Below are 11,213 nucleotides of genomic sequence, written 5' to 3'. Positions count from 1 at the left end.
CGCCGTCATCTACGCGACCAAGCGGCCGAACCCGTCCCCGCTCTGGTTCGGCTTCCACGAGATCTTCCACGCCTGCACGGTGGCCGCGTTCGTCTGCCACTACATCGCGGTCAGCATCGCCACCTACCGCGCCGGCTGAGTCCTTCAAACACCTAGTTCCGCGAGGGTTCTCCGGAACTCGTCGTAGCGCTGCGGGCCCAACTGCGCTGCCCAATCGGCTTCCAGCCGCCCGATCGCCGCGCGGCTGAACGCGACCGCCTCGTCGCCCTTGCCCGTACGCCGGACCAACCGCACGCGACGGTCCTCCGCCAGCCGGTCGGACTCGGTGAAACCGAGGTCCTGCAGGTAGTCCACATGCTGCCCGAGACCCTGTTTCGTCATCCCCGCCGCCTCGGCCAGGTCGGTGATCCGACCGCCCTCGGCGGGGATCATCTCGAGCAACCGGTAGTGCGAGATCCGCAGGCCCGGGAACCTCGCCTCCGAGTCGACCAGGATCTCCAGGCGCAGCCGCCGCAGCGCGAGCCCCAACAGCCCGGCGATGTGGTCGCCGTGGAATCCCTGACCGCTCGCTGGATCAGCGCTGCCCGGAAAGTCATTGACGGAAGTCATAAGGCAACTTTACTATCTCAAGTGGTAAGGCAACTTTACTTCTTCAGGACCGACCGACTTCTTCAGGGCCGACGGATCTGAAGCTGATCTGAAGGTCGGCCGTCACCATCGGGGGAAACGACTTCATCGGGGGGAACCCATGACCACCACCTACAGCGAGGCGCTCGCGTCGCTGGGCCGGGACGCGCCCAGCGATCAGTCCCTCAGCGACCTCGTCCAGACCATCACCGGACGACCGGATGCCGAGCCCACCTCGGCCCGGGTCGAGCCGGTGGACTACCCCATCGGCACGCCGAGCACGCAGGAACTGCTCCGGGTGACCGGGACCGCGCGACTGGCCGACGGCGACACCGTCGAGTGGTCCTGCTTCCTCAAGAAGCTCCAGTCGGCGCGACACTGGCCACTCATCCACCTGATTCCCGAAGGATTCAGGGAGGCCTTCGTCCAGAACCTGCCCTGGCAACTCGAGGCGGCGGTCCATCGCAGCGACATCGCGACCTTGCTGCCGGACGGTTTGCGCCTGCCGAAGCTGTACCGGCTCAACGAGTACGACGACGACCGGGCCACCTTGTGGATGGAGAACGTGATCCAGGCGCCTGGGATCTGGCCCATGGAGCGGTTCGAGCGAGCGGCGTACCTGCTCGGCAGGTTGTCCGCCCGCCGCCAGCTGCACCTGGTGAAACCCTTGCTGCCAAGGGGTGACGTGGAGACCCCGGGCGTCGGGCTGCGGTACTACACCAACGGCCGCGTGGTGAGAAGCGTCCTTCCCACCTTGGCCGACGACCAGACCTGGCGGCATCCGCTGTTGTCGGCGGCGGTCTGCAACACCGGGGATCACCGGCTCAGGGACGATCTACTCGAGTTGGCGGAGCGGCTGCCCGCAGTACTGGATGCGTTGGATGCGTTGCCGCAGTGCTATCAGCACGGGGATGCGAGCCCGCAGAACCTGCTCGTCTCCCGGGACGAGCCGGACGAGTTCGTGGTGATCGACTGGGGCTTCGACTGTCCGCAGGCGGTCGGGTTCGATCTCGGCCAACTGCTGATCGGACTGGCGCATGCCGGTGAACTGTCCCCCGCGGCTCTGCCTGCTGTCCACAAGGTGATCCTGAAGGCCTTCATGGAGGGCCTGGCCATCGACGGGATGGATGTCACCGAGGAGCAGGTGACTTACGGCTACCTGGGCTCGCTGATGGCCCGGTCGGCCTTCACCGCACTGCCCCTGGAGCTCTTCGCGAATCCTCCGTCGCCGGCCGGCATCGCGATCTTCGAGCAGCGCGTCGACCTGACCCGCGCGCTGATCGACCTGGTGTCGCCGATCAACTAGGAGTCAGGACGAAGACCCGGAGGTCGCGGCCGCTGCGTTCGACGTAGGTGTCGTAGGCGGGCCAGACCTTCGTGACGAGAGGCCAGACCCGGTCCCGCTCAGCCCCCTCTGCCAGGGCGGCGAGGACCGGGATCTCGTTGCCGCCGGGAAGCATCACCGAGGCGGTCGACGCGGCCAGCAGGTTGCCGGACCACGCGGGGTGATGCTCCTGACCCCAGTTCGACGCCGTGACGATGAAGCAGTCACCGTCGGCCGCGTAGATCAGCGGCACGGTTCGCGGCAGGCCCGACTTCCGGCCCTGGGTGGTCAGAAGCAACGTGGGCAAGGCGGAACGGCCGAGGATGGTCACCCTTCCGCCGGTCCTGCGCTGCAGCCAGCGATCGACCGGTACGAGGGTCCGCCCGGCCGCCGCGAACCACGGCCGGTGGCCTAACGACCGGATGACATTCGTGTACCAGCCCATGCACGAAGTCTGCCGTCACCTCGAAGGCGGGTATGTATGAGGGTGTGAGGAACCTTAGTTACGCAGTACTGGCCGCCGCCGCCGGCCTGGTCCTGACCGGGTGTGGTGACGAATCGACCTCTGATGCGGGCAGCAGCCCCACGCCACCCAGCACGAGTTCGCCCGGCACGGTCTCCCCCAGCCTGCCGACGGCGACAGTCCCCGTGCCGGGCGGGTCGGGACTTCCGCTGACCGTCACCCGCACCGGTGGTTTCGCCGGTTTCGACGACCGCGTAGTCGTCGGCGTGGACGGCGTCACCAGCGTCAGTCAGCGCGGCAAGGATCCCGTGCGCTGCAAGCTCGATGCCGGACTGCTGACGACCATCACCGCGGCGGTCCAGCAGATCGACTGGGCCGCCCTCGGCACGACCAAGCCGATCGTGCGGCATCCCGACGACATGATCATCGCGGTCTCGGCGGGCGGCCGACTGGCCCGGATCGAGGACCCGTTGGTGAAGCCCCTGACAGCCCCGGTGAGCAAGCTGCTCACCGGGGCCGCCGTGCCGCCCGGCAACCTCTGCAAACCGGTCTAGAGGCAGACCGGTCTGGGCTAGGCGGCCGTCACCGCCACGTCGTCGATCACGAAGCTGGTCTGCAGCGAGGAGTCCTCGTTCTCGAGGAACCTCACTGTCACCGTCTTTCCCTTGTAGGCAAGGACATTCAGCGTCTTCAGCGAGTACGCCGTACTCTTGTTCAGGTTCGAGTACGTCGCCAGCGTGGTCGTCGTGGTTCCGTCGACGATCTGCACCTTGACCGTGTCGTACACCGTCGACGTGGTCGTCTCGGCCGTGTCGATGGTGATCCACAACGCCAGCGACGCCGCGGTCGCCGAAGCCGGGATCGTGACGGACTGGCCGAGATTCGCCGTGGCAGTCACGCCTTTGCCGCCCAGCCACGCCTTGTACGTCCCAGCATGAGCCGGCTTCGAGGTGCTGTTGGTGATCACCCCAGCGGTCCCGGTCCAGTTGACCGCGCCCGCTTCGAAGCCCGGGTTCTGCAGCAGGTTGGGCCCTGTCGGCGGGATCGTGGTGCCGTAGTCCTTTTGGGCGTAGTTCCAGATCATGTGACCGATCGCGTCGATCTGGCGGTCCAGCGACGTCAGGTTCAGGTTGTTGATGTTGTCGCAGGACCGGTGGTAGCAGGCATCGAACGCCGCGTTCGCCGTACCACCCCACTTGGTCGCCTGGGCCGACGTCTTGATCCCCTCGGCGCCCGAGAAGGTGCCTGCGGTCGGGATCCCGAGCGACCGGAACGCCGCATGATCCGAACGACCCTGTACGTCGATGTACTCGGTCTGCACGCTCTTGCTGGTGAAGTACGAGACCAGGTCGTCCCGCGCACCGTTGCCGGCCGGGTTGTCGTCGTACACGAAGTAGCCCGGGTTCGGCGACGCGAGCATGTCGAAGTTCAGGTAGAGCTCGATCTTGTCGCGCTCGGCGGCGGGCAGGTTGTTGACGTAGTACTTCGAGCCCACCAGGCCGAGTTCCTCTGCGCCCCAGAAGCCGAAACGCAAACGATTCCTGGGGATCTGGCCGCTGGCAGCGTAAGCGAGGGCGGTTTCCAGTACGCCGGCGCTGCCCGAGCCGTTGTCGTTGATTCCCGGACCGGAACTCACGCTGTCCAGGTGGGAGCCGGTCATCACGACGTGGTTCGCGTCGCCTTGCGGCCACTCGGCGATCACGTTGTACGACGTACCGGCGGAGGTGGAGAACGACTGCAGGGTGGTGGTGTAGCCGGCCGCGTCGAGCTTCGACTTCACCCAGTCGGCGGACGCGCGGTACCCGGTCCGGCCGGTGTAGCGGTTGCCGCCGTTGTTGGTGGCGATCGTCTGGAGCTGGTCGAGATGGGCCTTGGCGTTGGTGACGGAGATGTCCGGCGACACGACCGCGGAGGCGGTGGTGCCGGGGACGAGAACTGAGGCGACCAGAGCGGCTCCGAGCACGCCGTACCGGGCCTGATTCCTGAAGGACTTGGACATTGGACGGATCTCCTTGCCTCACAAGGAATGAGAACGTCCGGGGCAGAGCCTGGGCGAGGCCCTGCCCCGGACGGGTGCTGCGAAGTACCGGCTAGCCGATCAGCGACACGTCGTCGATGACGAAGCTGGTCTGCAGCGAGGAGTCCTCGTTCTCGAGGAACCTGACCGTGACCGTCTTCCCGGCGTACGCCCCGACGTTGAACGTCTTCTGGGTGTACGTGGTGTTCTTGTTGACGTTCGAGTACGTCGCCAGCGTGCTGGTCGTCGTACCGTCGACGATCTGGATCTTCACCGTGTCGTACACCGTCGAGGCGGTGGTCTCGGCAGTGTCGATCCGCAGCCAGAGCGACAGCTGGGCCGAAGAGGCACCGGCCGGGATGGCTACGGACTGGCCGATGTTCGCCGTGGCGGTGACACCCTTACCGCCCAGCAGGGCCTTCCAGGTACCGGCGTGAGCCGGCCTGCTGCCGCCGCTGGTGACGACTCCCGCAGTCCCGGTCCAGTTGACCGCACCGGACTCGAAGCCCGGGTTCAGCAGTCGCTCGGAACCGGTGGGCGGGGCGACGGTGCCACAGGTGGCGGCGCCGGCCGGGACGGTGATCCCGCTGAACGCGGCCTCGATACCGAGGCACTGGGCCGAGCTGGCGCCGTACAGCTCCTTGGCGGAGTTGATCGCACCCTCCCGAGCGTCCTTGTAGGTGCTGCCCGAGCTGAGCTTCGTGCTCAGCGTGCGGTACCAGACCTTGGCGGCGACGTCACGGCCGACACCGGTGATGGTGGCGCCGTTGCAGGCGGTGCTGCTGTGCGACACGCCGCCGATGACCTTGGTGCCGGTGCCCTCGGAGGCCAGGTAGAACCAGTGGTTCAGCGGGCCGGAGGAGTAGTGCGGGTCGAGCCCACCAGTGCTGGTCGTCCAGCAGTCCTTGCTGGCACCGTCCTTCGACGGCTTGTCCATGTAGCGCAGCGGCGTGCCGTTGCCGTTGATGTTGATCTTCTCGCCGATCAGGTAGTCACCCGGGTCGGACGAGCTGTTCGCGGAGAACTCGACGGCGGTACCGAAGATGTCCGAGGTGGCCTCGTTCAGGCCGCCGGCGTCACCCGAGTAGTTCAGGTTGGCGGTCGCCTCGGTGACACCGTGGCTCATCTCGTGACCGGCCACGTCGAGCGAGGTCAGCGGACGGGCGTTGCCCGAGCCGTCGCCGTACGTCATCTGGGTGCCGTCCCAGAACGCGTTCACGTACGCGTTGCCGTAGTGCACCCGGGAGCGGGCGCCCTGGCCGTTGTTGAAGATGCCGTTCCGGCCGTGGACGTTCTTGTAGTAGTCCCACGTCAGCTGGGCGCCGTAGTGCGCGTCCACGCCGGCGGTCTGGCGGTTCGCGGTGGTGCCGCTGCCCCAGGTGTCGTCCGGGTCGGTGAACGTGGTGCCGCTGCCGGAGGTCGCGCCGTTGAGGTCGGTGGTCCAGTTGCCACCGCGGCTCGTGTCGGTCATCGAGTAACTGCCGGACGTACCGATGCTGACCGTGCCGGAGTACATCGAGTTCCCGGTACCGGTCTTCACCTCGTCGTCCTGGTCCAGCACCGCGCCGGTCTGGGCGTCGATGAAGGAGTGCAGCACCGACGGCGTCTGGTCGGCCTTGGTGCCGGACGTGACCACCTCGTAGGCGAGCACCGGCTTGCTGGGCGTCACGAAGACGACCAGCGTTCCCTTGTTGGCCGTGGCTTTGAAGTCCGCCGACTTCGCACCCTTGGCCAGCGCCGCCGACTGGGACAGAGTCGGCTTGGTGGAGGCGATCGCGACCTTGCTCGCGCCCCGGTTGTAGGTCACGTTGCTGATCGTGTCGCCCTTGCGCTTCACGATCAGGTCGCCGCCGATGACGGTCAGGCCGTTGTAGGTCCGGTCGTAGCGGACGTACTCGGTGCCGTCGGCATCCTTGACGACGTCACGGACCTTGAGCACCTCGCCTCCGGCCAGACCGAGGGCTGTGGCCGTCTGCGCGGTCAGCGCTTGTTCGGCCTGGACTGCGGCCGGCTGGTTGAAGCCGGACGCCGGGAGCGGAGCCGTACGGTTGGCGGCTCCTGCGGGTGACCCGGTGAAGGCCCCGGCCATTCCCGCTGCTGCGACGATGGCCACCGCCCCTGCTGATGTCAGTCGTTTCAAGACAACATCTCCTCACGGTGTGGTCGCTGTTTGGGCGCAGCGACCAATATCAAATGGGGACGTCGGACTCGTGCTGGCTCAGCAGTGCCACGGCTCACCTGTGACACTGTGTGTCAGGACATGCGAGTTCTGTTACATCCGACTGAGGGAGGACTCTCTACCTCGGCCGGGCCGGAGTCAAGGGATTCTGCCGAAACGGCAGGGAAAACCCGCGCTGGCTCGCGTTGTCAGCGCGCGGGGTTCAGCTCACGTCGAAGGTCTTCCGGCAACACGATCGGGAGCCGGCAGGTGAACTTCTGACATACGTACGCCGCGGACTGGCCGCCGACCAGGTCCCTCCCGGCCATCAGCGGTACGTCGAGCCCGGGTGCGCCGCGTACCACGGCGGTTCCCCACGGCGCGTTCTTCAGCGCAGTGGCGAGCAGTTCGCCGGAATCGCCGACGATCGCGATCTCCAACGGGCCGGCGGCCTGCGTCTCCGCTACGGCAAGCGCCCGCCCGGCGAACCGCGGAGCACGACTGGCCAAGGTCGCCGAAGACGCCAGCGCCTGCTGCGCCGCAGCGTCGTACCGGGTCGATCCGGTCAGGGAGGCCATGGTGGTGAGGGCTTCCGCGGCGAGGGAGACGCCCGACGGGCTTGCGTTGTCCGTCGGGTCCTGCGGGCGCCACACCAGCGCCTCGGCGTCCGCGGCGGTGTCATAGAAGGTGCCGTCAGCAACGAATTGCTCGAGGACCCGGTCCAGCAGTGATTCAGCCACCTTCAGCCAGTCGGCATCGCCGGTGACTCCGAGGAGGGTGAGGCATGCCTGGGCGTACGCGGCATAGTCCTCGAGCACGCCGTGCGCGGTGCCGACCTGCCCGTCCCTTGAAGTCCGATGGAGTCTGCCGGACTCGTCGAGGTGCACGTCCCGGACCAATCCGGCCGCAGCCACCGCCGCCTCGACGTACTCGGGCTTCTCCAGTACTACGCCCGCGCGGGCTAGCGCAGTGATCGCCAATCCGTTCCAGGCGGCAACCACCTTGTCGTCGCGGCCGGGGTAGGTCCTGGTGCTGCGAGCGTCACGTAGTACCGACTTCACGCGCTCCCAGCGCTGCGGATCGTCGGGGTCCTGGCGGAGCTGGAGGACGGACGAGCCGTGTTCGAACGTGCCGGTGACGTCGCAGAGGTCGATCACCCAGGCGGCGTCATCGCCGAGCACCTCGTGGAGCTGCTCGGGCGTCCAGACGTAGTACAGGCCCTCTTCGCCTTCGGTGTCGGCGTCCAGCGCGGAGGCGAACCCGCCTTCGGCAGTGCGAAGCTCGGCCAGCAGGAAGTCGGCGGTCTCGAGCACGATCCGTTTCGCCAGCGGGTCCTCGGTGACGCCCCACCAATGCGTGTAGACATCCAGCAGCAGCGCGTTGTCGTACAGCATCTTCTCGAAGTGCGGGATGACCCACTGCTTGTCGACGCTGTACCGCGCGAACCCGCCGGCGAGCTGGTCGTACATGCCGCCGCGGGCCATTCGCTCGCAGGTCTGCGAGACCATGGTGAGGGCATCCGCCGAGCCGGTCCGGCGGTGATGCCGGAGCAGGAAGTCGAGCACCATCGACGGCGGGAACTTCGGCGCCGGGCCGAACCCCGCGTCGACCGGATCGAAGTCGACCTTGAGCAACGCGGCCGCTCTCTCCAGCGTCTTCTCGTCGAGAACGCCTTGTACCGTGGACTTTCTGGCACCGAGCTGCTGCACCACGCTCTGGCCGATGCCGTCGATCTGGTCGCGCTTGGTCTGCCAGGCCTCGACCAGCGACTCCAGCACCTGACGGAAGGTCGCCATCCCGGACCGCGGCTCGGCCGGGAAGTAGGTACCGCAGAAGAACGGCTCACCGGTCGGCGTCAGGAACACCGACATGGGCCAGCCGCCGTGCCCGGTCATCGCCACCGTGGCTTCCATGTAGATCGCGTCCACATCGGGACGTTCCTCGCGATCCACCTTGATGCTGACGAAGTGCTCGTTCAGGTACGCCGCGGTCTGCTCGTCCTCGAACGACTCGTGCGCCATCACATGACACCAGTGGCAGGCGGAGTACCCGATCGACAGGAATACCGGCACGTCCCGCTCGCGCGCCGCCGCGAACGCCGCTTCTCCCCACTGCTTCCACGCCACCGGGTTGCCGGCATGCTGGCGCAGGTAGGGCGACGTGGACGTACCGAGTTCGTTGGCGGCCATGCCCCAACGTTAGGTGGTCTGGGAGATGGCCACCGACAGGCCCAGCGCGACAGCCATGATGACGAGTTCCACGCCGACGAGTTGCCAGAACCGGGGGCCGGGCTCGATCAGGTTGTCGATCACCTGGCGGCGGTGGATCCAGCCGCCGATGATCAGGACGAAGAAGACGGCCGTCTTGGCGATCAGCAGGGCGCCGTACGAGTCCGAAGTGAGTGCGTCGAAGGCCTTACCGTAGCCGCCGCCCATCGCGGCCAGCCGCCCGGCCGCGCTGATCAGACCGCTCAGCAGTACGGCGATCGACGAGAGCACTGCGACCTGGTTGAACCGCTCGAGCACCAGCGGCAGACCGTTGCGGCTGGCTCGTCCGTAGCGGACCAGGCCGGCCAGTCCGCCGACCCAGGTGGTCGCCGCGATGACGTGGATGACCAGGGCCGCGCCGGCGAGGACGACGTACGGCTCGTTGCGCGGGTAGGCGGTCAGGGCGGGTGGCACCAGGGCCGCGATGGCGACCAGTACGCCGAGTCCCGCCGCCGACGAGGTTTGGACCCGACGGATGCCGATCGCCAGCGCGACGACCAGGATCCCGGTGATCAGCAGGGATTTGACCTCGGGCACGCCGAGCGCGTCGTCCAGCCGGAGCCGGAGCAGGTCGACCGGGGTGGCCAGCAGGATCGCCGCCGTCACGATCGCACCACCGAACGCGGCCACCGCCCAGATGATCGCGGAGTTGCTCGCGTCCCGGACCGCGCGGCGACCCTGGATCCCGAGCGGACCGCCGTCAGTACGGAGCAGAACGACCGCGGCGAGGAGGGCGCCGGCGCAACCGACCGTCGCCATCGTCGACAACAAGTGGAAGAACGGCAGCAACCAGGTGACGAACAGACCGGGGCCGCCGGCGGGGTTGTCCTGCGGCTCGCTGCCGGCCGCGAAAAGCGCGACGACCAGGGCTATCAGTGCGACCAGGACAGCGGTCGCTCCACCCGCGACCAGCCGTCCGGGCATGCGATGCCGGGCGGAGCGGGTCGTGGTCACAGAGCGTTCCCGCCCTCTGGGCTGTTGGACACGCGCTCACTATAGGTGAGCTATCTAACAGTCGCCGCCTGCGACACCATCTCGTGACACAGCATCGCCAACGGTTGTCAGGACGTGACTTTCCGCGTCCGCGCTACCCCATGCCGTTGCTATCGGCATCGACCTGATTGAGGCCTTACCTAGTGATGGGCGGGGTCGTCACTGGTCTTGGGTACGGCATCGCCGGCCGAGGCCGGTGAGCTGGGCGGCGTCGGCCGGTCGGCGGACTGTGCTGGGTCGTCCACAGGTTCGTCCGGAGGTACCGGCTGCCCACCGGTGGGATCGACGAAGTCGATCTTCTTCAGCTGCTTGCCCATGTTGCGCCAGAGCAGCACTGTGGCGGCACCGAGCGCGAGCACGATGAGCAGCGCGATCCAGCCGGGCCGGACCGTGTTCGGATCGATCTCGGTCGCCGGAAGCTGGATCCTCGGAAGATGGGTCATCGCGATCACCTGGCCAGTGTCTCACCGTCTGCCCCGGGGAGTCAGCGCAACCCCGCGAACAGGTCGTCTTCAGGCAACTCGGACTCCACCAAACTGCGGGCCAGTTCGTAGTCCTCGGTCGGCCAGGCTTCCTGGTGCACTTCCAGCGGTACCGCGAACCACGCGCCATCCGGGTCGATCTGGGTCGCATGGGCGAGCAGTGCCCGGTCGCGGAGCCCGAAGTACTCGGCGCACTCGACCCTGGTGGTGATCCGGCGCTCGTTCTCCGGGTCGGGTTTCCAGTCCTTCAGACGATCGGCGTACGGCGACTCCAGGCCGCGGGCGATCATCGCGTCGTGCAGCGCCTTCATCCGCTCGCGGTGGAAGGTGTGGTGGTAGTAGAGCTTCAGCGGCTGCCACGGCTGTCCGAGTCCGGGGTACGCGTCGGGGTCACCGGCGGCCTCGAACGCCGCGACGGTGATCTGGTGGCACATCACGTGATCGGGGTGCGGATAGCCCCCGTTCTCGTCGTACGTGGTGACGACCTGCGGACGGAACTCCCGGATCAGCTTCACCAGCGGGGCGGCGGCGTCCTCGACCTTGAGCGCGGCGAAGCAGCCCTCCGGCAGTGGCGGCGGCGGATCGCCCTCGGGGAAGCCCGAGTCGACCCAGCCCAGCCACTCCTGCCGGATGCCGAGGATCTCGCGGGCCGCGTCCATCTCCTGGCGGCGGATCTCGCTGATGTTGGCCAGCACTTCCGGGCGGTCCATCTTCGGGTTCAGGATCGAGCCGCGCTCGCCACCGGTACAGGTGGCCACCATCACGTCGACGCCTTCGGCGACGTACTTCGCGGTGGAGGCGGCACCCTTGCTGGACTCGTCATCGGGGTGAGCATGGACATGCAGCAGACGGAGATCTTCGGTCACAAGTCACAATGGTCCT

At 67.3% G+C, this 11,213-nt stretch carries 11 protein-coding genes; 3 read left to right on the top strand and 8 right to left on the bottom strand.

Annotated elements, in window-relative coordinates; translation table 11 throughout:
* Positions 1–139 (top strand): hemolysin III family protein (locus tag VFG33_RS14235; protein ID WP_325026449.1); only part of this gene is annotated, 139 nt, incomplete at its 5' end.
* Positions 140–144: 5 nt separating this feature from the next.
* Here the strand turns inward: VFG33_RS14235 and VFG33_RS14230 are convergent.
* Entirely contained in the window at positions 145–609 is a 465-nt protein-coding gene (locus VFG33_RS14230; RefSeq protein ID WP_325026443.1) for a MarR family winged helix-turn-helix transcriptional regulator, read from the bottom strand.
* A 139-nt stretch (positions 610–748) separates the two neighbouring features.
* Here VFG33_RS14230 and VFG33_RS14225 point away from each other — a divergent pair, with 139 nt between their 5' ends.
* The gene (locus VFG33_RS14225; RefSeq protein ID WP_325026441.1) at positions 749–1,933 is read left to right on the top strand and encodes a phosphotransferase; all 1,185 of its coding nucleotides are present in this window, start codon (positions 749–751) and stop codon (positions 1,931–1,933) included.
* Here VFG33_RS14225 and VFG33_RS14220 read toward each other — a convergent pair.
* A complete protein-coding gene (locus tag VFG33_RS14220; RefSeq protein ID WP_325026439.1) occupies positions 1,926–2,396 on the bottom strand; it encodes a nitroreductase/quinone reductase family protein in 471 nt (156 codons plus the stop codon). The two genes, VFG33_RS14225 and VFG33_RS14220, sit on opposite strands and share 8 nt — an antisense overlap.
* Positions 2,397–2,440: 44 nt before the next feature.
* Here VFG33_RS14220 and VFG33_RS14215 point away from each other — a divergent pair, with 44 nt between their 5' ends.
* Positions 2,441–2,968, top strand: coding sequence for a hypothetical protein (locus tag VFG33_RS14215; RefSeq protein WP_325026437.1), 528 nt, complete (start codon positions 2,441–2,443; stop codon positions 2,966–2,968).
* 17 nt (positions 2,969–2,985) lie between these two features.
* Here the strand turns inward: VFG33_RS14215 and VFG33_RS14210 are convergent, their stop codons facing one another.
* The 6 genes from VFG33_RS14210 to mca form a co-directional block, all read right to left on the bottom strand.
* Complete coding sequence (locus VFG33_RS14210; protein ID WP_325026435.1) at positions 2,986–4,413, bottom strand: M28 family metallopeptidase; 1,428 nt, start codon at positions 4,411–4,413, stop codon at positions 2,986–2,988.
* A gap of 91 nt (positions 4,414–4,504) precedes the next feature.
* The gene (locus VFG33_RS14205; protein ID WP_325026433.1) at positions 4,505–6,571 is read right to left on the bottom strand and encodes a M4 family metallopeptidase; all 2,067 of its coding nucleotides are present in this window, start codon (positions 6,569–6,571) and stop codon (positions 4,505–4,507) included.
* Positions 6,572–6,798: 227 nt separating this feature from the next.
* Positions 6,799–8,778 (bottom strand): thioredoxin domain-containing protein, encoded by a 1,980-nt coding sequence (locus VFG33_RS14200; protein WP_325026431.1) that lies wholly within the window; start codon positions 8,776–8,778, stop codon positions 6,799–6,801.
* A 9-nt stretch (positions 8,779–8,787) separates the two neighbouring features.
* On the bottom strand, positions 8,788–9,810 hold the full coding sequence (locus tag VFG33_RS14195) for a CopD family protein (protein WP_325026429.1): 1,023 nt from the start codon (positions 9,808–9,810) through the stop codon (positions 8,788–8,790).
* 179 nt (positions 9,811–9,989) lie between these two features.
* The gene (locus VFG33_RS14190; RefSeq protein WP_325026427.1) at positions 9,990–10,292 is read right to left on the bottom strand and encodes a hypothetical protein; all 303 of its coding nucleotides are present in this window, start codon (positions 10,290–10,292) and stop codon (positions 9,990–9,992) included.
* A 41-nt stretch (positions 10,293–10,333) separates the two neighbouring features.
* Positions 10,334–11,197, bottom strand: coding sequence for a mycothiol conjugate amidase Mca (gene mca / locus VFG33_RS14185; protein WP_325026425.1), 864 nt, complete (start codon positions 11,195–11,197; stop codon positions 10,334–10,336).
* Between the last annotated feature and the right edge of the window lie 16 nt (positions 11,198–11,213).

It is taken from the genome of Kribbella sp., assembly GCF_035687465.1.
Lineage (GTDB): Bacteria > Actinomycetota > Actinomycetes > Propionibacteriales > Kribbellaceae > Kribbella.
This window is presented reverse-complemented; position numbering and strand designations above follow the sequence as displayed.

Bases quoted from the DNA above. Each gene is read 5' to 3' on its own strand.
- VFG33_RS14230 (WP_325026443.1), bottom strand. From the start codon at position 609: ATGACTTCCGTCAATGACTTTCCGGGCAGCGCTGATCCAGCGAGCGGT.
- VFG33_RS14225 (WP_325026441.1), top strand. From the start codon at position 749: ATGACCACCACCTACAGCGAGGCGCTCGCGTCGCTGGGCCGGGACGCG.
- VFG33_RS14220 (WP_325026439.1), bottom strand. From the start codon at position 2,396: ATGGGCTGGTACACGAATGTCATCCGGTCGTTAGGCCACCGGCCGTGG.
- VFG33_RS14210 (WP_325026435.1), bottom strand. From the start codon at position 4,413: ATGTCCAAGTCCTTCAGGAATCAGGCCCGGTACGGCGTGCTCGGAGCC.
- VFG33_RS14200 (WP_325026431.1), bottom strand. From the start codon at position 8,778: ATGGCCGCCAACGAACTCGGTACGTCCACGTCGCCCTACCTGCGCCAG.
- VFG33_RS14190 (WP_325026427.1), bottom strand. From the start codon at position 10,292: ATGACCCATCTTCCGAGGATCCAGCTTCCGGCGACCGAGATCGATCCG.